Source organism: Bifidobacterium asteroides, from assembly GCF_003202755.1.
Lineage (GTDB): Bacteria > Actinomycetota > Actinomycetes > Actinomycetales > Bifidobacteriaceae > Bombiscardovia > Bombiscardovia asteroides_F.
Genome location: NZ_QGLK01000004.1, coordinates 186,042 through 207,699, shown reverse-complemented (window position 1 = coordinate 207,699; position 21,658 = coordinate 186,042). Strand labels below are relative to the sequence as shown.

General features: G+C 58.5%; 11 protein-coding genes. 5 read left to right on the top strand and 6 right to left on the bottom strand.

Annotation, left to right across the window (positions count from 1 at the left end):
* Nucleotides 1-596: 596 nt before the first annotated feature.
* Nucleotides 597-1,493 (bottom strand): pyridoxamine kinase, encoded by an 897-nt coding sequence (locus tag DKK74_RS04925; protein WP_110413064.1) that lies wholly within the window; start codon nucleotides 1,491-1,493, stop codon nucleotides 597-599.
* Nucleotides 1,494-1,759: 266 nt separating this feature from the next.
* On the opposite strand from DKK74_RS04925, the gene DKK74_RS04920 reads away from it, so the two are divergent.
* From DKK74_RS04920 to DKK74_RS04900, 5 genes are all read left to right on the top strand, one after another.
* Nucleotides 1,760-3,079 carry an O-acetylhomoserine aminocarboxypropyltransferase/cysteine synthase family protein gene (locus tag DKK74_RS04920; protein WP_110413063.1) on the top strand — a complete coding sequence of 440 codons (1,320 nt, stop codon included), beginning with the start codon at nucleotides 1,760-1,762 and terminating at the stop codon, nucleotides 3,077-3,079.
* Between the two features lie 194 nt (nucleotides 3,080-3,273).
* Complete coding sequence (locus tag DKK74_RS04915; protein ID WP_232350468.1) at nucleotides 3,274-4,164, top strand: ABC transporter ATP-binding protein; 891 nt, start codon at nucleotides 3,274-3,276, stop codon at nucleotides 4,162-4,164.
* Nucleotides 4,165-4,175: 11 nt separating this feature from the next.
* Nucleotides 4,176-6,869: an ABC transporter permease gene (locus tag DKK74_RS04910; protein WP_181414926.1), complete on the top strand. Its 2,694-nt coding sequence runs from the start codon at nucleotides 4,176-4,178 to the stop codon at nucleotides 6,867-6,869.
* A 443-nt stretch (nucleotides 6,870-7,312) separates the two neighbouring features.
* Nucleotides 7,313-8,197, top strand: a complete 885-nt coding sequence (locus tag DKK74_RS04905) for an ABC transporter ATP-binding protein (protein ID WP_258334461.1) — start codon at nucleotides 7,313-7,315, stop codon at nucleotides 8,195-8,197.
* A gap of 10 nt (nucleotides 8,198-8,207) precedes the next feature.
* Entirely contained in the window at nucleotides 8,208-10,877 is a 2,670-nt protein-coding gene (locus tag DKK74_RS04900) for an ABC transporter permease (RefSeq protein WP_146210539.1), read from the top strand.
* An 18-nt stretch (nucleotides 10,878-10,895) separates the two neighbouring features.
* Here the strand turns inward: DKK74_RS04900 and DKK74_RS04895 are convergent, their stop codons facing one another.
* The 5 genes from DKK74_RS04895 to DKK74_RS04875 all read right to left on the bottom strand — a co-directional run bounded on the left by DKK74_RS04895 (nucleotide 10,896) and on the right by DKK74_RS04875 (nucleotide 21,446).
* Nucleotides 10,896-11,585 carry a response regulator gene (locus tag DKK74_RS04895; protein WP_110413060.1) on the bottom strand — a complete coding sequence of 230 codons (690 nt, stop codon included), beginning with the start codon at nucleotides 11,583-11,585 and terminating at the stop codon, nucleotides 10,896-10,898.
* Between the two features lie 315 nt (nucleotides 11,586-11,900).
* Nucleotides 11,901-14,627, bottom strand: a complete 2,727-nt coding sequence (locus DKK74_RS04890) for a DUF7134 domain-containing protein (protein WP_446002666.1) — start codon at nucleotides 14,625-14,627, stop codon at nucleotides 11,901-11,903.
* A gap of 718 nt (nucleotides 14,628-15,345) precedes the next feature.
* Entirely contained in the window at nucleotides 15,346-16,329 is a 984-nt protein-coding gene (locus DKK74_RS04885) for a ribokinase (protein ID WP_375537553.1), read from the bottom strand.
* 53 nt (nucleotides 16,330-16,382) lie between these two features.
* Entirely contained in the window at nucleotides 16,383-17,417 is a 1,035-nt protein-coding gene (locus tag DKK74_RS04880; RefSeq protein WP_181414924.1) for a LacI family DNA-binding transcriptional regulator, read from the bottom strand.
* Nucleotides 17,418-17,897: 480 nt separating this feature from the next.
* Complete coding sequence (locus DKK74_RS04875) at nucleotides 17,898-21,446, bottom strand: RCC1 domain-containing protein (protein ID WP_110413057.1); 3,549 nt, start codon at nucleotides 21,444-21,446, stop codon at nucleotides 17,898-17,900.
* Nucleotides 21,447-21,658: the final 212 nt, after the last annotated feature.

Here is a 21,658-nt window from a genome sequence, read left to right as displayed (position 1 = left end):
TTCTGCCACCCCTGTCGTTTATGGCTGTGCGCAGATTATTTGGTCTAGTCAGTTCTTGTGTGTCCATGTTTCTAGGAGACCACTGGAAGGAAGTCGGTGACTAGCCGAACCAGGCATGTGGTCGAATGATCCTGCGCACGCACGAAAGTGGATGAACGAGTGGATTCCCGATGCTGATGCTGTATCGATTGCATTCATCTCTACACCAGGAAGAGTCGGCAGAGGCAAGGAGAGCTGAAACAGAAGCGAAAGAAAGCGTAAGCAAGCAAAGCGGAACTAAGTAAAGCAGAAACCAAGGAAACAGAAACGCACGATACACATAGAGAGAAATAAGCGAAGGGAGCAGAGCATCAGGCAACTAAGAAACCAGGAATAAAGAGATAACAGAGACCGGAAGGTACCGCCGGCGAATTCGCTGGCAACGCCTTCCGGTCTGCTGTGCCCGGGTCGCTCTATGACTGATTTGTCACATTGTTGACCACGTATCTGGCCGGCAAAAATGCGCCGATTAAGGCGGTCTAGGTTTTATTCATCCACCTTGGTCTTCAACGTTTGACAAATGCCCAGACTCCTATGCCGCTTTCGCGACCTTGGGCTCACAGCTCCTGCACCAGAGCAGTCATCTGCCCCAGGTCCAGCTCAAAACTGACCCCGCGTTGCTGATAGTCGGGCTGATTGCGTGTGTGCTGCATGGCCGAGCGGACGAATTCGCCGGCGATTCGGGCGGCATCGGCCAAGCCTCGTCCTGCAAAGAGCGCCCCGCAGAGGCTGGAGGCGAAGGCATCACCGGTCCCGTGAATCATGAAAGGCAGCTTGTCATGGACCAGCTCGGTGCGCTCGCTGACTCCGCCATGATTTGCCGAGGCCACAAAGTTGCGCAGCTTGCCGTCCTTCCGGTCAATGCCCTTGATGATGACGTTTTTCGCGCCCATGTCCAGCAGACGGCCCAGACGCTCACCAACCTGGGCATCGTCGAGGTCCTGGCCTTCGTAGTCGATGCCGGTCAGCAGACTGACCTCGGTCAAGTTGGGCATGAGCAGGTCGGCTCCATCAACCAGATTGGTCACGGCCCGGCACATCTCCTCGGTGTAGGTGGGATACATTGATCCGCCGTCGCCCATAACCGGGTCGACCAGCCTCAGGGCCTTGGGGTATTCCCGATACATGCGCTGAATAATGTCAACCTGTTCGGCGCTGCCCAGGAACCCGCTGTAGATCCCGTCCAGGTCGACACCCTCCTTCTGCCAGGCATCCAGGTATCCCGGCAGCATCTCGGTGGTGTCGTGGAAGGTGTAGTCCTTGAACATGGTGTGCGCGCTGAACAGGGCTGTAGGCACCGGGCAAACGTCGCATCCGGCCGCCGAAAGAATGGGGATGGCGGCCGTCAGCGAGCACTTGCCATACCCGCACATGTCATGCACAGCGGCGACTCGGGGGATGTACTTGCTGTCGCGCTGGTAGAGCCTGTTCTGATCGTCCGTCTGTCCGGCCATCTTTTGAACTCCTTCATGCCTGCTGAGGCTGTTCGCATCGAAGCTTTTTCCGTTGCTTACTCGACTCTACAGCGGAGGGATTAAACGGGTACTGCCGCGTGTGCAATGTCGAGACAAAAAGGCCCGCTTTCAACCTTTTGGAAGCTGTTATAAAAAAGGACGATACCGAAAAGTCCTTTTTGGCTTGAACAGGTGGGCTTGGGCCGCTTATGGTCACATTCAAGAACTTACAAGAGGACGCACGTCACCAACAGATAGGAATCGACATGACCGACCAGAACCCGCACAAGTACCATTTCGAGACGCTTCAGCTCCACGTGGGCCAGGAGCAGGCCGACCCCGCCACTGATTCCCGGGCCGTGCCCATCTACGCCACCACCAGCTACGTCTTCCACGACTTCGACCACGCCGAAGCTCGGTTCGCGCTGAAGGATCCGGGCAACATCTACGGCCGTCTGACCAACTCCACCCAGGGGGTCTTCGAGGACAGGATCGCCGCCTTGGAGAACGGCACTGCCGGCTTGGCCGTGGCATCGGGAGCAGCCGCAGTGGAGTATGCCTTCCGGAACATCACCCAGACCGGAGACCATATCGTGTCCTCCAAGAACATCTACGGCGGAACCTTCAACCTCCTCAAGCACACTTTGCCCCGCGATGGTGTGGAGACCACCTTCGTGGATCCTTCGGACCCATCCAACTTCGAGTCGGCCATCAAGGAGAACACCAAGCTGGTCTTCTTCGAGACCTTCGGCAACCCCAACGCCGACCTGCCCGATTTCGAGGCCATCTCCAAGATCGCTCATGACCACAACCTGCCGGTGATTGTCGACAATACATTCGCCACTCCTTACCTGTTCCGTCCGCTGGAGCACGGCGCTGACATCGTCGTGGAATCGGCCACCAAGTTCATCGGTGGCCATGGCACCACCTTGGGCGGGGTAGTCGTGGAAGGCGGCAAGTTCGACTGGGCGGCAGTGCCCGGCAAGTTCCCCACCCTGACTGAGCCTGACCCCAGCTACCACGGTCTCCGCTTCTACCAGGATCTGGGTTCTGCGGCCTTCGTCACCCGCATTCGTGCCATCCTCCTGCGCGACACTGGCGCCGTCATCTCGCCCTTCGCAGCCTTCCTCCTCCTGCAAGGGACCGAGACGCTCTCGCTGAGGGTTGAGCGCCACGTTGAGAACGCCCTGAAGGTAGTGGACTACCTGCAGACCGTGCCGGAGGTGGAGTCGGTCAGCCACCCGGCCATTGAGGGGCGCCCCGACCACGAGCTCTACAAGCGCTACTTCCCGAACGGCGCCGGCTCCATCTTCACCTTCGATCTGAAGGGCGGCAAGGATGCGGCCAGGGTTTTCATCAACAACCTGCATCTCTTCTCCCTTCTGGCCAACGTGGCTGATGTGAAGTCGCTGGCCATCCATCCAGCATCGACCACCCACTCCCAGGAGACACCGGAGGAGCTGGAGGATCAGGCAATCCATCCCGGTACCATCAGGCTCTCCATCGGCACGGAGAACATCGAGGACATTCTGGATGACCTCAAGGGTGCCTTCCGGGCATTGAAGGAGTCCGGTCTGGCCAAGTAGCCGACAATCACACTTCCTTCTCGGTGCCGTATCCGCGTGATATATGACCGAGAAGAGGAAGAAGCACAAGGTGCCTGTCGAAACCTCATTACGTTTCGATGGGCACTTTTGTATATGTTTCCCTCTTCCCCTCTCCAGTGGCGGACAGCATCTGACTGGTCAGGCGGAAATATTGTGGTGGGTAAAATGGAAGCATGAAACATGGAGCAAAGACGAGGACGTCTTCTGATTTGTCGTCCGGTGCGGGGAAACCGAGGCAGATCGCCCAGGTGGCCATCAAGGCCAAGGGACTGACCAAGGACTATGGGAGTGGGGAGAACCTGGTCCATGCCCTACGGGGTGTTGATGTCGAATTCGAACGGGGCAGGTTCACAGTCATCATGGGTCCCTCCGGGTCGGGCAAGTCCACTCTCATGCATACCTTGGCCGGCTTGGACACCGTTACCTCCGGACATGTCTACCTGAACGGGACCGATGCTGCCGGGGTGAAGGGCAGTCGAGCCAGCCGCCATGGAGGGCGGAGGGGAGTGGTCGACCTGACCAAGCTCAACGACAATCAGCTGACTCTCTTGAGGCGCCAGAGCCTGGGCTTTATTTTCCAAAGCTTCAACCTCCTGCCCATGTTTACGGCCAAGCAGAACATCCTCATGCCTCTGATCCTGGATGGGGCCAAGCCAGACACAGCCTGGCTGGAGGTTCTGGCCAAGACCCTGGGCTTGGAGGAGAGGCTGAGCCACCGGCCCAGCGAGCTTTCGGGCGGTCAGCAGCAACGTGTGGCCATCGCCAGGGCCCTCATTACCAAACCTTCCATTGTCTTTGCGGACGAACCCACCGGAAACTTGGACACAGCCTCCTCGACGGAGGTCCTCAGCTTCCTGAGGGACTCGGTCCGCGAGCTGGGACAGACCATCATCATGGTCACACATGATGTTTTTGCGGCCTCCTTTGCCGACCGCGCTTTGGTCTTTGCGGATGGGCGAATCGTGGCAGACCAGGACAGACCCACTGTGGATTCTATGAACGCACTGCTCTCCGAGGAGGTCATGGCCTCCGCGGCTACAGCTGACTCGGCTGCTCATCGCTGAGGGTAATGTTTATGTTGTTCGTTGCCAGAAAAATGATGCGGCATGACCTGGGCATGATGATTCCCGCGGGCATTGCCATTGTCGTCGGAACACTGTTTATTGCCATGACCTTCCTCTTCGGAAATACCATGGACGTTTCCATGCGGCGGATGGTCTCATCCGATGCTGCTCAGGCCAACTACGCCATCATCCCTGCGGAAGGGAGCCATCCCGATCAGAAGAGGGTGAAGGACTTCAAAACCGAGGAGCTGGCAAAAGTCCCAGGCCTTCACGGAGTCAGATCAGACACGCAGCTCATGGTGGATGTTCGCGCCGGCAAGATCAAAAGCGAGAGCGTGATTGCCATTCCTATGGCGGATTCATCGCTGATGCCGGTCGGTTTGTCCAAGGGATCCTGGCCCAGCGCTGATGACCAAGTGGTTTTACCCGGGCCGACTGTTTCCAGACTCAAGCTCTCCCTGGGTGACAAGGTGAGTCTGAATCTGTCGCCTAATATGCTGTATATTTCCGAGGATCTTGGGCAGAAAGGGCAGGCCAGCGCTGACCAGGTTGCGGGCAGATTCATATCGAAGCCCCTGACCTTGTCGGGCGTCAGTTCGAACCAGGGCAACGAGGGCGGCGAGTTTGGCGAGTCGGGCGGCGCAATCGTGCTGACCCCCAAGATCATAGATGCTTTTATGGCTACAGCAGGTCTTGGTGAAATGGGTAACCTGTATGCCCAGAACGTTTACCTGAATGTTGGCGGGCAGGGAAGCGACCTTGATGGGAGTCTGGCTTCTCTGCGCAGGCTCATGCCTTCCGGCTATTCCCTTGAAGACCGTCACACCATGGAGGACCGACTGGTCAAGACCGCGCTCGGTGGTTCCCAAAACCCCGTGACCACTTTCCTTCTTGTCTTTGGCACACTGGCCATGTTCGTGGCTGCCACCGTCATCGCCAACACCTTCCAGGTCATGGTTGCTCGGCAACGTCGCTACCTGGCCCTCCTGAGGACTATAGGCGCCAATAAGAGCCAGGTCAGGGCCAGCGTCCTGATTCGTTCCATCATCCTGGGCGCTGTGGCATCCTTGATCGGGGTCGGCGCCGCCATTGGCATCATGGCTATTCTGGGTGCAGTTAAGGCTCATACGAATTCCCTCTACTTCCAATTGAAGCTGACTCCGGCGGTTATCCTGGTGCCTCTCGTTTTCGGCATCGTCGTTACGGTCTTGGCCTCCCTCAACTCTTCATGGGCCGCCACCAGAGTCAGTCCTTTGGAGGCGCTGAGGCCTGCTGATCTTCTGGAGAACAAACAGACGAGCAGGATACGTCTGTTTTTCAGCGTTGTCATGATTCTGTCGGGCATTACCATGACTGTCTGGTCTCTCTGGCAGGTCAGGCTCAATGTCACGGGAGACAAGGCCGGCAAGGCATCTGGAGACGGGCCGAATATTGTTGCTGTCATAGCTGTCGTCGGCATTATCCTTGCCTTCCTGGGCATTTTGCTCAGTGCCAATCGTTGGATTCCTTTCATGCTCAAGGGAATCGGATCCCTGGTTTCGCGGGTTGGGCCCTCGTCCACAATCGCCGTGGCTAACATCGCGCGGAATCATTCCCGTGTGGCGGCAACAGGTACCGCCCTCCTGATCGGCGTGACACTGGTCGCCACGCTGGTCACAGGCGCCGCTAGCGCCAAGCAGACTATGGCCGACATGCTGGATGAGCACTATTCGGTCGATTTGCAGATCAGCGCTGATGGTCTGGATGCCAAGGCTCTGAACGACATTCGACGGATCGACGGGGTTGCACAGGCCGAGCTGGTGCCCCAGTATGCAGCCATGGTCAAATCAGGCGGGGAGAACGGGGCGGGAATGACTATTTTCGCCCTGGATGCGCATAAGATCGATCGCCTTCTGAACTCCAAGGTCGGCAAGGATCTTTCCGGACCGGATGCCCTGCTGCTTCCAGAAAACCTCATGGACAAACAGAAGGATTTTCACAACGGCGGGAATCTTGGGCTCAATATTCTCAGCCCGATTCAAGGCGACGCTCATGGCGGATCCACGTCGGTGGCTCAAAGACTCTTCGTAACTAGCCTCTATGCGCCCTACCAGGGGATTGATGCCAGCAATTTATATGGCATGACCGACTCATCCTTGCTAAATGGCGTTCAGCCTCAGACCGTGCAGATCTGGGCCAAGGTTGATGGCTCGCCAACAGTCTCGACGTTTATGGACAAGGTGAAGAGTGCGCTTTCTGGATATTCGGCTGTTTCCGTGAAGGGTGGGTTGGCTGAAAAGCAGCAGTGGGATCGGACCATCGACAGCCTGCTCATGATTATCCTGGGCCTGCTTGCGGTTGCAGTGGCCATCGCCCTGATCGGCGTAGCCAACACGCTTTCCCTGTCGGTGTTGGAACGTCGGCGGGAGTCTGCCACCCTGAGGGCCATCGGGATGACCCGCAAGCAGATCAGACGTTCCCTGGCTGTGGAGTCAGGGCTGATAGCCCTGGGGTCGTCCTTGTCCGGCATGGTCCTGGGCCTGCTCTTCGGCTGGGCTGCAGCCTATGAGATCTTCTCTTCTCTGGGGACGGTAGCTTTCCCGATTCCTTGGTCCATTGGCCTGGTGATTCTGCTGGTGGCGCTCGTAGCGGCGATTCTGGCAAGCGTCCTGCCTGCAAGGCGCGTCAACCGGACTCCACCGGTCGTGGCTCTAGCAGAGGAATGACGACCAGCAGTCAGATCGCATCAGAGCCAGCCAACTTTCACCAAGGCGCACCTTGGTTGGCACCGGGAATGAATGATTTATTCTGCCAGATGATGTTTTCTTGAGGCTGCTTGGAAGCGAGCCGGCTTGATCGCGGGGACCTCGTTATTCTCGTAGTCGATTAAGGGGATTGAGGCAAGTGTTTCAATCCTCTGGTCTGATGGATCCATGTCTTTAGGCTCATGTCTTTTGTGCTGAACATGATTTGCTTCATCTCCGCAGAGTCCATCCCCGTCGCCCGCGTTGATTTGGATGGTGCCAGCCTAACAGGAAGAGTTCTTCAGTGCACTCATCCGTAAGGATGATTATCTTCATCGCTCCTAGGGAGCATATCGCTGCAGCCGATAGCCGGATACGGTCGGAAGCTGACGGGAAAAAGGCTTCCTCGCGGATAAAGGAGCACCATGCAGAACAAAGCGGATACTTCGTCTTCACAAGGTTTAATCGACAGAGCAGTCTCGGGTGTCGCGGGACCGCCTGCCGTCAGTGCCAGACAGCTGACCAAGGATTATGGGCAAGGTTCGAACGCCGTCCATGCCCTGCGCGGAATTGACGTGAATTTTGAGCAAGGTCGGTTCACTGCCATCATGGGCCCTTCAGGTTCGGGCAAATCAACACTTATGCACGTCCTGGCTGGTCTGGATACTGTCACCTCTGGCCATGTCTATATGGCCGCTGATCTTCTGCATTCGAAGAGCGGAGATCGTCACCATCCATCGATTGATCAGGCCGGCCGAGTTGACCTGACACGACTGGACGACCGTCAGCTGACTCTGATCAGGCGGAGGCATCTGGGATTCATCTTCCAGAGCTTCAACCTGTTGCCTATGTTCACTGCCAAACAGAATATCCTCATGCCGCTGGTACTGGACGGCGTTCGGCCTGACAGCTCGTGGATGGAGCAACTGGTAGAGACCCTCGGTTTGTCGGAGAGGCTGGACCATCTTCCCGGTGAATTATCCGGGGGGCAGCAGCAACGGGTCGCCATCGCCAGAGCGCTGATAACCAAACCCGGTCTGGTCTTTGCGGACGAACCGACGGGGAACCTGGATCTGGCCGCCAGCACTGGTGTTCTGAAGTTCCTGCGCGATTCCGTGCGCGAGCTGAATCAGACCGTCATCATGGTCACTCATGATGCCTATGCCGCATCCTACGCAGATCGTGCGCTTGTCTTTGCCGACGGACGGATTGTTTCGGAGCGAAAAGATCCGACAGTGAAAGTCATGAACGATCTTCTGGCTGAACAAGTCTCGGCTGGCACTACTGGCGATTCCCAGTTCCGGGACTAAGGGGTGCATTGTGTGGCGGATAACTCGTACGATGATGAAGCGCGATGCACGTATGATGATGCCGGCTGGTCTGGCCATCGTTATCGGCACCCTCTTTATGTGCCTGACGCTCCTTTTTGGCAACGTGGCGAATGCCTCCATGCGTCGCGAAATCAGCATGGATGCAGGTCAAGCCAACTATGCTGTGACATCCAGAAGGGATCAGGACAAGCCGATTCTGCTTGACGAATTCGATGGCAAGGGGCTGTCGAAACTGCGCGGTGTTAGTGGTTTGCGCCCTGATGTCGACCTTATGGTGGATACGGAAGCAAACGGTCAGTCCAGCAAGGGAATTCTGGCCATTGTGAGTGCCAGGCAGGAGCTTATGCCTGTCGATCTGGCTCGGGGGCAATGGCCTGATTCAGACGATCAGGTTGTGCTGCCGCATTCCGTCGCCAACAGGCTCCAGGCTGGTCTGGGCGATAAGGTGCGCCTCCATCTGTCCCCGCTGATGCTGCCAGGTAGTGATAGTGCTCAGGATTCTTCAAGTAAAGAACGCCTTGTCGACCGAGGCACTGTGGACTTGACCATCTCAGGCACCAGCAAGAGCCATGGGGGAAAGTACGACGATTTCGGCGGAGCTGTGGTGCTGACGGGTTCTCGGATTGAACGCCTGCTGAGTATGGCGGGAATGGTTGGGCCGGAGTCCCTTCCTGTGGGAAACATCTATCTTCAGGTTGATGGACAAGGCAAGGAACTCCAGAACACTCTGCAAAATATCAGTCGAGACGTTCCCGACGGATACCAGCTGGAGGACCGTCGTGCCATGGAGGACAGACTGCTCAGTGAGCAGACCGGCAATGGTGTGAACATCATGACTGTTTTCCTCATGACTTTCGGTGTGCTGGCCATGGTGGTGGCTGCCTTGGTGATTGCCAACACCTTCCAGATCATGGTGGCCAGACAGCGCAGGTATCTGGCCCTGCTGAGGGTTGTTGGTGCTGATCGATGGCAAATCAGGGCAGGCGTGTTGCAGCAGGCCCTGTTCCTTGGCGTTATATCTTCCCTGGTCGGCATCTTGTTGGCTATGGGATTGATGGGCCTTGCCCGTTGCCTTGGTTTGCATTCGGGCACCATGAAGCTTGAACTTCTGCTTACACCTACAGCCCTTCTGGTTCCGTTTGTGCTCGGCGTTCTGGCAACCTTGGTGGCTGCCTTTGGGTCTACTCGTACGGCTATCAGAGTCAGACCGCTCGAAGCCCTGCAACCAGTGGATCATCAGGAACAAGGCAGCAGGAAGCGGACCGGTTTGTGGATCAGCATCCTGCTGGCAGCCAGCGGCTTGGTATTCGTGATCTGGTCCTCTTGGCGCGTCACAGAGCTGGTCAGGACAAACTCTGGCGATACAGTCCAGACCAGTAATCAGCAGGAACTATTGCTAGGTCTTGCGGTATTGGGTGTTTTGCTGATTTTCCTGGGTGCCCTGATGGGTGCGCGTCGATGGATTCCGGCTCTTCTGCGTTGCCTGGGTGGACCTGTGTCCCGGATTGGACCATCTTGCAGGGTCGGAGTGGCGAATATCGCTCGAAATCCCTCACGAGTCGCTGCCACAGGTGTTGCTCTGCTGATCGGCGTAACCTTGGTTTCCACTCTGGCTACAGGTGCGGTAACCACTAAACGGACCTTGGCCAAGGATATTGATCAGCGTTATTCCTTGGATATTGAAATATCCGGTCAGGGGCTGAACAAGAATAATGTGCGGGCCATTCAGCGTATCCAAGGTGTTGCTGATGCAGAGCTGGTGCAGCGGTTCAATGCCGAGGTCGAGTCAGGTGGCCCCTCACAAGATTCCATGACTGTCTATGCCTTGGATACTCCACGGATTAGGCGTGTGCTTCATGGCGATCTGGGTCCAGGTATGCAAAGGTCTGATGCGTTGTTGGTGTCGACCAGAACGATTTCCAAGCATTCCGGTTACCGGGATGGAAGTCAGTTGAAGTTGTTGATAGCTGATCCTCAGACGGACGATGAACGTGGAAAAGAGACAGATGCAAGAAGAACACTGACTGGGGTCTTTGCTGGATTCGGCGGGCTGGATACCAGTGGCGTCTATGCAATCACGGACTCTCAAAATGTTGCCGGGATTGACACCAAGACGCATGAAATCTGGATCAGAACGCAGGGAGATCGCGATGCTGCACTGCTCTTGGATGACATACGTCAGGCTGTTGGAGAGCATGACGACATGGCTATGAGCGGAGGGCTGACGCAGAAGAGGATATGGGGCGAAAGGATCGATTCCTTGTTGGCGATCATGGTGGCATTGCTGGGCGTTGCCGTCATTATCGCCCTGATAGGGGTCTCCAACACTTTGATGATGTCGGTGCTGGAGCGCCGTCGTGAGACTGCCACGCTCAGAGCAATCGGCATGAGCAGTGTCCAGGTTCGCCGATCCTTGGGAGTCGAGGCCTGCATGATTGCCCTAGGAGCCAGTCTGGCTGGAATCGTTCTAGGAACGCTATTCGGGTGGATAGGAGCTTATCAGGTCTTTGTGTCCTTAGGGTCCGTAACCTTTACCGTGCCGTGGTCGGCTTTTGCGCTGATACTGCCAGTGGCCTTGCTGGCTGCGGTGGTAGCTAGTGTGCTGCCAGCCAGGGAGGCAGTCAAGGTTTCACCCATTGAGGCGCTCAGTGACGATTGATACCGCCCGACGGCCGGTTCATACCAGATGGTTTTCGTAAGCGAAGACCACCGCCTGGACGCGGTCGCGGGCATTGATCTTCTGAAGAATGTGAGTTACATGAGTTTTCACTGTGGGCAGTGAAATCCCCAGATTGTCGGCGATCTCCTGGTTGCTCAGGCCCTGGGCTATGTGAACCAGGACCTGCAGCTCACGATCAGTGAGCAGGTCCGCCTCGGGATCGCGATAGATCGATCCCGATGGCATGGACCCGGTCGCAGGCATGTCATGGGCCATATGTTCGATCAGGCGTTTTGTAGCCGAAGGAGCGATGATCGCATTGCCCTGGTGAACTGTACGGATGGAGGTCAGGAGGGCTTCAGGCTCGGTATCCTTGAGCAGAAATCCTGATGCGCCGGCTTTTATAGCCGCCATGACGTATTCGTCAAGATCGAAGGTGGTTAGCACAATGACCCTGGGCTCAGGGCGGTCAGGTGACAAAGCAGTGATCCGGCGGGTGGCTGTTAAACCGTCCATGCCGGGCATGCGGACATCCATGAGGATCACATCGGGCCGCAGGCGTGAGGCCAGATCCACTGCTTGCTCGCCGTCCGCGCCTTGGCCGACCACGGTCATGTCATCCTGGGAGCCGATGACCATGGCAAAGCCAGCTCGGACCAGATCCTGGTCGTCCACGATGGCAACGCTGATGGGTTCGGTCCGTTCCATGACTGCCTGCTTCTTTCCGCTATATGGTGGCCAGCGCCACCATCCAATTTTATCTGAGTTGAGTGTTGCTTGAAATTACAAATGGATTTAATTTGGAGCCAGTGTAATCGCTGTCTGGTTGATTGCTGATTGAGTAATTGTTGGCTAAGCGACTGTCGTCGGAGAGACTTTCAACTGGTGAAGTTATGCTCGTCGGCAATCGATTCCCGGAGTGGCTAATCTTCGGGTGCGTGATATATGGAGTGCTCAATTTTCCGATTGTGCTGATTACCTGATATGGTCATTTTCCTGTTTGCTATCCATAGGAGGTGCTCATCATAAAGAACGCTCACGCCTGGAGTCTGGGTGGTCCTGTTGGTCTGATTGGGCATGCTCTGGTTCCTTATCCTGTTGCGATTGTTGCGAATAGTTGTCAAGCTGATCATCAAGATCTACTGGCAGGGGTTTAGCTGGGTGAAGAGCTGGTATATGTGGGTTTTTACGGGTGGGCTCGCCAATATGGTTCCTGTCTGAGTTGAGGCTCTTGTTTGGGGAATCGGCGGTGTCAGTGTTTGAGCGCAAACCGGTGCTGGAACTGTGACGCAGGACGGTGAGCAGTTGTCGCATGCGAGCCAGGGCCTGGCGTCCTTGAGAAGCAATGTCGCCGAAGGCTTGCGCTACCTGCTCTGGGGGAGGGTTCACCCCCTTGACTTGGTAATGGTTCAACTCGGAGATGGCTTTGGTAGTGGATGCAATAACTGTATTCAGGGTTGCAGCCACTTCTACCTGCATGGTAGAGCCAATGAGTTCGCGCTCTTGATTGGCTGCCAGAGCCTGGCTTTCCTGCAGGGTCTGGTTTAGCGCGCGCTCGCGTTCCTGCTGGAGGAGCAGGACTGAACCACGAGTACGTCGGCGTGAGGCAATCAGCATGGTCAGCAGACAGATCAAGGCCGGTGCGGCCATCACTATGAAAAGTGTTAAATGGGATTCAGAGAAAGATGATTCTGCCGGGCCTTCTATCATGTAGGCCAGAATGGTTGGACACCCTTGGTTATTGGCTACACATCTGACAGCCCATAAAACCGTATCCGCGATGACCACCAACGGAACCCACCGCCTGGTGGTGTATTTACCGTAAACCATTGCTGAATAGACGGCGACTGGGGATAAGACTGCAGCTTCTGGCAGCCAGGGCGAGAAGAGCAGCAGCAGGGCGGCAACTGCAGATACTATGGCGGCGCAAATGCCGGGACGGACCCTGCGCACAATCAGAGGCAAAGCAATACCTAGCGTGGCGATGATTCTTACTGGTCGGCCCGGATCATATTGTCGCGTGACAGGTGCTATAGCAAGAGCTTGACCTGGATTCTCTATCAATACGAGTCCGATTACCAAACCCAGGTCGGTCGTCAATGGATGGCGTTGAAACCAGACGAAGAGTGTGGAGACAATCGCGCGCAGGGACCATTGAGCTTGTCGATTTGCACGTATCCCCGCTTCAGAGTCGTATTTTGGCGGAGCGGCAAAAGGAATCCACGCTTGGAGGTGGTAACCGCCTTCTGGTTCGGAACCTGTTTGAAGGTCGCCTCCAAGAGAAGTCAGTCGTTCGCGCATCCCTAAAAGACCGAAACCTGAATGCGCAGGTCGGTCCATCTGTAGCGGAGAATCTGAATTGGTAGAGGCATGGTCAAATGGGCGGTCGTCAATGGTTAGACACAAACCGTCCGTGAGCCACTGTTCTTCAACTAGCACAGCCGAAGCCGGAGCGGCATGCTTGCGAACATTGGTCAATGCTTCTTGCAACACCCGGTAAGCAGTTATGGTGCGGCTGCGATCCAGCTTTTCTGGGCAGGGTCGGCCTTCAATGCGTCGGCTGAATTGGGATTCTGGCTGAGCAAGTCGGGCGGCATCTATCAGTTCTGACCATGATCCGTAGCTGGTCGGCGGATTGTTTGAAGAGGTGGCAACCGAAGGCCAGATACGCGCATTGTCGGGCGTATCAACGTTGGTCTTAGCAGTGTTGGCAGCTGGATTCTCTTTGATTGTGGGAAGATGGCCGCTGGCTTGGCTCGGCTGAGTGCAATCTGTTCCGGCCGGATTCATATTACGAGCGTTCCCGGATTGAATAGCGGAATTCGTGTGGGCAGTTGCTTGAGATTGGTGAGGCGGCTGGATATGGGCTGGGTTCGTTGGTGGTGGGGAAGAAGAGGGTTGGCCTGGAAGAGAATCCGCTGTTTTTTGGCTGGTTTCGGGTGCCGGGTTGGTTGGAGCCTTGAGTTTGCCGAAGAGCGAGCTCAGCTCACGTAGGGCGCGACGGCTCTCTTGATCAATGGTGCGCATGGTCTTGAGAGCAAGGTCCGCATCGGTAGTGGCTGCGTATCTGCCGGCATCTGCCTGCACGATGACGATAGACAGAGTGTGTGCGACGACATCGTGCATGTCACGCGCTATGCGGGCCCGCTCAGCGCTGGCAGACAGTGCCGCGCTTTGCTCTGTCTGCAGGGCCAAGGCGTGGTTGCGTCGCCGGGCCTCATCAATGGCATCCCGTCTGGTTCGCGTCCAGTAGGCTGCAACGATGGCGATGAGCAGCAGAAGCCCCTCGATCAGAAAATTCGATAGGAAGGTGATTGCCAAATCTTTGAATGAGGTCGGCAACATTGAGATGTGGTCCGGCCACGTCTTGCCCGGAGGCAGAAATCCCAAATCGACCAATGTGAAGATAAGGCAGGAAAGGGGCGTCATGACCCAGGCCACGGTCAGATAGAGTCGACGCCAAGATGGACGTCCGTAGAGCAGACAGGAATAGACCATCACCAGGCAGACTGCATCGGAGAGCATGATGGCAGGCCCCAACAGGAGCTGAGCCAGAGCCACAGCGACGAAGAGCCCGGCTGCTACGTCCGGGAATCGGCGACGGATAACGACAGGGGCTATGAGCAGGACTGTCCACATCAGGATTAGATTTTCCTGCAAGGGGATCAGGGCCCCATCTCGTAGATTGGCGCTGGAGCCGCTCACCAGCAGAAACAAAAGGATGGCGAAGAGGGCGTCAGTCAGTAGCATTCGATTATTGGACCTGGTGATTGGTCGCTGCGCTGTTTGACTGACTGTGTTCATGGAATCAACAATATTCGGGGACAGCGGGAGGTGCTATCAGTCCGAGGGATGATGAGGTCAAACGTGGTCCCAGGCTCTCGCAAGGTGGATGAGCCTGAGCAGTTGTAATCGGGAATGGGCGCCTAGTGGTGAGTCAAAAGATGGCGGCCTTGCATATGACGATTGGTGGTCAGCTGTCTAACGCTTGGAGAGACTTGTTGCCGCTCCTTGTCGAGGTGCTGTTTACGAATTCTCGCATCGAATGGCTCTCTGCATAGCTTGCGCGTCCAAGACACGCGCGTACTCTCCAATGCCCGTCCGATCCTTAGATGCATTTAACTGGCGCTAATAACAGATTCCGTGCTTGAATTCAGTTGGCAACAAAAGCGGATTTCGGACTTGCTCTCAGTTGGCAATGAGTCTAAATTCCACATTTGCACTCAACTGGCAACAAGTATGCATCCCATATTCATCCATCCAGCCTCTATTGCACAGATACCAGTCAGGCCGACAAACCGTCGTGCAATTCGCAACGGTTCATCGGCCTGACAACGCAGGGGAGGGAGTCAGCAGCGCTCTACCTGTCTAATCGTTGGACCCTGACCAACGAACCCCGGTCACAAGACCCCGGTGGTCAGGGTTCTGACGGCTCGACCTTGATGGCTCCGACCTCGAACGTTCAGACTCAGGAGAAACGTAGCCGAATCTGCTCGGCCGTGCCGTAGGAGGCCTGCGCCCCCTGCCCGGTGGCAGCGTAGGCGGAGACGTAGGAGGCCAGCTGGGCGGCCTGCACCAGGGTCATGTCGGAGGCAAGGCCAGCTAGCACGGTACCCATGAAGGCGTCCCCGCAGCCAGTGGTGTCCACGGCGTCCACATGCACGGCGTGAATCCGGTAGGTCTGGCCATGGTCCAGCACCATGGATCCTTCGCCGCCCAGGGTGACAATGGCCCGGTGGAAGCCGAAGTCCTGCATGGTCTGGTTGATCTGGTCCCAGTCGGCCCCCAGCCAGTCGCCGTCCTCGGGTTCGTCGATGCCCAGAAGCTGGGCCATCTCATGCTCGTTGACCAGGATCAGGTCGGAGTTGGCGATCAGGTCGGCGGGCAGGTCGGCGCGGAATGGGGAGTCGTTGAGCAGCACGGTCATGCCGGCCTCGTGGCCCATTCGCGCGGCCTCGGTGACCGTCTCGATGGGGCTCTCCAGGCACAAGCCCAGCACCTTGGCCGAGGTAAGGGCCTGGCGGGAGCGGTGGGCGTAGTCCACATCCACCTTGCCGTTGGAGCCGGGGGAGTAGACGATGGTGTTCTCACCGCGCGCATCCACAGTGATGACTGTGGTTCCGCTGGCTCCTGGCACGGTCATCACATGGGAGACATCCACTCCGGCGTTGCCCAGCTGTCCCAACAGGAAGTCGGCGTTAGAGTCGGATCCCACGGCCCCGAAGAGCCTGACCTGGGCGCCGATGCGGGCTGCGGTCGCTGCCTGGTTGGCCGACTTGCCCCCGGGAAGCACCTGCAGGGGACCGCCGTTTATGGTCTCGCCTGGCTTGGGCAGCCGGTCGGTGTTGACGGTGTAGTCCGCATTCATGGACCCGACCACCGAGATGGACCCCGTGATGGTATCCAGTCCCTTGAGCACCTGGTCGGGTGCCGCCGCCATATCTTGAATCATGTTTCTCCGTTCCTTGATGAGCTTGTCCGCCTTGATGATCACGCTGTGGAGGTTCAGGGATCCTGGCCGGTGTGCGCGGGCGAGCGCCCCACCGAGGCGCAGTGGCGGTAGCTGGTCTGCAGCCGGACCGACCGCACGGGCGAGCCTGCCATCAGCTGCAGGAGCATGTCCACGCAGCGGGTCCCCATGGTGTCGATTTGCTGGGAGATGGTCGACACTGCCGGGGTTAGGATGCGGAAGACGGGCAGGTCGTCGAAGGTGATCATGGACAGGTCCGAGCCGATGCTGATTCCTCGGGACTGGGCCGTTTTGATGGCGCGTATGGCATCCAGGGAGGACCCGAAGAGCACGCCGGTGATTCCCTGCCGGACCCAGAGGTCGATCATATCGGGGTCGAAAGTGCCGGGCTCTACCTGGTCGGTGAGGGGGTCGTCCATGCTCTCGATGCCTGCCAGCAGGTTGCGGTATACGTCCAGGCGTTCCCGGAAGGTGGCCGATTCCTTGAGGGGCCCAGGCACCAGGGTGATGCGTCGGTGGCCCTGGGTGTGCAGATCCTCAAGGGCCTGCCACAGGCCGGGTTCGGGGTCGGCGTCCACGCAGGGGATGGTCCGCCCGTCGCGACCGGCGGCACCCTCGGCGGCACGGTCCACGCAGACCAGGGGCAGTCCGCGTCTGGTCAGCTCTTCCAGAGTGTGTGAGGAACGCGGCCCGGGCACGATGATGGCTCCGTCAATGTGCTGGCCCAGCAGGTTGCGCACCTGGGCCCGGTCCTCGCCGGGGTCGCCCTGGATTGAGGTGCAGATCAGGGTCTGGAAGCCATGGTTGAGCAGCTGGCCCTGGATCAGATAGGCCAGGTCTGCGAAGTAGGAGTTGCGGATGTCGGGGATGAGCAGGCCGATGGTGCGCGAGTGGGCGGAGTGCATGGATCGGGCTCGGGAGTCCGGCACATAGTGCAGGTCGTGGATGACCTGGTTGATGCGCTGTCGAGTGGCAGGGGAGATGCGCCCGGAGTCGTTAAGGGCTCGGGAGACCGTCGATACGGAGACACCGGCCCGTTGGGCCACATCCCTGATCGTCGCGTACGCCATCATGGCCTTTCGTCGAAGTGGTCGGCCGCCGGGCCGGACTGCCTACCTCGGCGGTTGCCTGACCGCCGCCATGGGCAGGCGAACGGTTCTGACAGCCTTCAGTTATATCAGTGCGGTAACGATACCGCAACTTTTACAGCATGGCCCGTCAAGGCTTGGCTATGAGTGAAGGCGGGCGAGGCTGAATGCTCGAGGATGAGGCTGTTGTTTGCGCGATTATGCTGGGGTAGGGAGATGAACAGCGGCCGGGCTGGCTGGGGGCTGTTAAGCCTCCTGACCGACCTGGCCGTGTTTCCTCCTCTGCCAGGCAGGGGCGGGGGCGTGCATGCCTGCCCTCGGTTTCCGCCTGCGGAAGTGTGGTGAGGCGCGGGAGGGAAGTGTTGGCTCTCTTGGGGTTTGAGCCTTAAGTGACACTTTTCCTCCCCGCTCCCCATATATGGGCCGGGGGCGGGGGGATTGATACGCCGCCCCCGGCCGTTCTCACCCGTGCGAAGCAAGTGAGAGAATATGTGTTTCCCTCCGGTGGCGGCGTGATGCCAGGACCCCGCCCATGCCGGTCATGCCGGTGGCCAGGGCGAGCAGGATGCCTTCCCCCCCAGCATTGGGGAGCACACCTGCGGGAAGGTACGTGTATTGGAGGGAGGTGTCCGGCGTTTTGGGTGCGCCGCCCAGCGTGTAGTCCACGTTGACCGTGACCGTGCCCGGCGCGTGTGCGGACGTGGTCACGGTCACGCTGCTGCCATCGCCGCGCGTCAGCCCTGATGCGGGGGTCTGGTCGAATCTGACCCCGGTGATCACCAGCTGCAGGTTGAACGACACCGGCACAGGAGCAGGACTCTGAGCTTTACTGTTATATTGCCCTGTGGGAATGCTGTCGTTGCCGAGCTGGCCATTCTCGTTGTTCCCCCAAGCGTAGGCGTTGCCGTCGCTGCCTACGGCTAGCGAATGCTGGTATCCGGCGCTGATCTGTTCGGCTTGCAGTCCTTTGCTCTTGTCCTTGGGGCTGGAGGGGTCGCGCACGCGCATAGGAACAGGATTCGTGTCACCCCACCAGATGGCGATGTTGTTGCCGAGCACGCCCTTCTGGTTGCTCCCCCATGCGTAGGCGTTGCCGTCGCTGCCCACGGCCAGCGAATAATTGTTCCCGCCGCTGACCTGTGTGTAGGTGAAGTCCGCGGAAGTGTCTGCAGGCGACATGACTTTGACCGGCGTAGTCCGCTTATCGGTCGTCCCGTCGCCGATCTGGCCAGTGTCGTTATATCCCCATGCGTAGGCGTTGCCGTCGCTGCCCACGGCCAGCGCATGATAGCCTCCGGCGCTGACCTGTGTGTAGGTGAAGTCCGCGGAAGTGTCTGCAGGCGACATGACTTTGACCGGCGTAGTCCGGCGGGTTGTCGTCCCGTCGCCGATCTGGCCTTTGTCGTTTTCTCCCCATGTGTAGGCCTTGCCGTCGCTGCCCACGGCCAGCGAATAATGGCCTCCGCCGCTGACCTGTGTGTAGGTGAAGTCCGCGGGCGTGCCTGCAGGCTTCTTCACTTTGACCGGCGTAGTCCGGCGGGTTCTCGTCCCGTCGCCGATCTGGCCGGAGTAGTTTTCTCCCCATGCGTAGGCGTTGCCGTCGCTGCCCACGGCCAGCGAATGATAGGCTCCGGCGCTGACCTGTGTGTAGGTGAAGTCCGCGGGCGTGCCTGCAGGCTTCTTCACTTTGACCGGTGTCGTCCGGGGGGGAGTGTTGTCCGTCCCGTCGCCGATCTGGCCTTTGCTGTTTTCTCCCCATGCGTAGGCGTTGCCGTCGCTGCCCAGGGCCAGCGAATGCCGACTTCCGGCGCTGACCTGCACGTAGGTGAAATCCATAGGTGTGTCTGCAGGCTTCGGCACCGGGGCGGGCGTGTTCCGCTGGTCGGGCTTGTCGATGCCGAGCTGGCCATAGTAGTTGCTTCCCCATGCCCAGGCGTTGCCGTCGCTGCCCACAGCCAATGAAAAGCCATAGCTGATCGAACTGTCGTACATTGATCCGCTGACCTGGGTGAACCTAATGCCTCGGCTGGTGTCTGGCGGGGTGATGGTGGTGGTTTCGTTGCCGAGCCGGCTACCCTGGTCGGGGTTGATTTTCCACGTGTTGTCGGGGTCTTTGAATGTCCATCTGGCGGTGAGGGTGAGGCTCTTGGTGACGGGCTTGCTGAAGTCGTAGGCGACTTCCCCGGTGAACCATCCGTCGAACAGGTAGCCTTCACGCGCAGGGTCGGGGGAGGGTCGTTTCACCCTGCCGTTTGGAGTGGAGACGTTCTGGTCTGCTGGTTCGGGGTTTCCCCCGCCCGTATCGAAGTGGACCGTGAACGTGGATCTTGGTTCGGCGCCTCGTGTCAGCGGCTGGTCGACCGTGTAGTTGAGGTTTTTGGTGAAGGGTTGGCCGTCCTGTCTGCCGACGATGAGAACAGTGGTTGGTCCCGGCTTGCTGGCGGGCATGTCTGTCTGCCAGGCGTCGTTGTTCTTGGTGAGATTGAGCGGCTGGCCGTTCAGGCTGGCTGACTCCAGGATGGACGCTGTGGTGATGCTGACTCTTGCTGGCTTGCCGGGCTGTCCCTGCCCGTCCACGTCCCACGTGAACATGCTGCCTTGCCGGTCAATGGCGGTGATCCTGCTGCCGGTGCTTGCGGCCTGCATGTACCGCTTGTTCCCGTCGTCCGCGCGCATGGGTGCTTCGCCGGGCTGCCAGGACCATACGTGGCCCTCCGTGTCGGTGATAACGGCCTGGCTATCATTGGCTGTAATCGAGTTGGTTTTCATGTTTGCCGGCAGGTTGACGGCTGTGGGACTGGTCGTGTTGTCGGCCAGGTAATGGATCCGCCTTTCCGTGTCCAGGAGGAGGAACCCCTGGTTGAGGGCATGGGCCTGGATGATGCGCATTCCCGGGTCCTGCTTGATGCACGCGGGCTTGACGCTTCCGGTATTGGCCGTCTCCCAGGTCCAGGCCTGCCCGTCAGCGTCCACGATGAGGATCCGGCCGGGGGAGGCGATGGCGGTCACGGCCTGCGCCTTTCCGGGCAGGCTGGTCTCGGCTTGTTTTGTGAATTTCGGGTTCGGCTCCTGGCTGCCGGCATCCCTGGTCTGATAGGCGTGGGCCTGTCCCTGCTGGTCCACGGCCAGGAGTCGATTATCGTTCATGCCGATGCTGGTGAACCTGGTGTCCTGTCCGGTGTCGAGGATCGTGGGCGTCGCTTGACTGCTGTTCCAGGTGTAGATCCGCTGGTCGGATCCCAAGGCGGCCTGCCGGTGGCTGCCGGCTGCGGCCTGCAGGTAGCGGAACCCGTCGGCAGCATGGGTGGGGAGAGGAAATTGCACAGGTGTGCTGTCCTGCGTCCAGGTGTAGATGCGGCCGTCGCCGGTCAGGCCGGCAATCTGGTTTCCTGCGGCTTGGATGCTGGCGATTTGAGGTTCCTGCCTGTCGGGCGGGCTGATGGTCAGCCGCGCCCCTGTGGCGGGCCCGTGATCCGGGCTCAGCGTCCAGTCCGTGACCTTCGTCCACCGGGCTTTCAGGGTCGTGTCCTGGAGGACGGGGGTTTGGAAATCATAGGGCCGGCCGTCAAGCGTCCAACCCTCGAACCGGAAGCCCTCACGCTGTGGATTCTGTTGCGGGGCAGCAGCGAGGGTGCCGGTCTTCACGCTCGCCTGGGTGGGCTTGCTGCTGTCGGCCGGGTCGAAAAGCACCGTGTGCGAAGCCTGATCTTCCGTCTTGTCGGCCGATTCAGCCGGAGCGGGGGCTGTGCTGTCAGGCGTGCCCGCCGTCGACGACAGGGTGCTGGGCGTGGGGCTTAATGGTGTGGTGGTTTGTATTGGCGATGGTGAGGACAGTGGAGTGTCTGTTGCGTTGCTAGGGAGAGTGCCGGGGGTTCCGTCAGCTACGCGAGGGGTCCGAAGATCAAGGATAGGAGCGTCCTCTTGGGCGGATGCGACGCCCAGGCCTGCCAGCAGGCCCAGCAGGACGAGCATCATCGCCAGGATGCGACGCAGCCGGGTACCCAGATGCATGAAACCGAAACCCCTTCACCGAACACCAAGCAGGGCAAACGCCGCTTGCAGAATAAGGTTCTTCCTGTCGGGAAGCTACCAATACCTCAACGCCAGTCCGCGCAACAGATTGCGCGAATCATAGAGGAAGCCAGCCGGCTTCCCGACGTCCCCTGCCTCTCACCCTACCACCCAGCCCACAGACAACACACAATCCAGGTCCAACCGCCCGG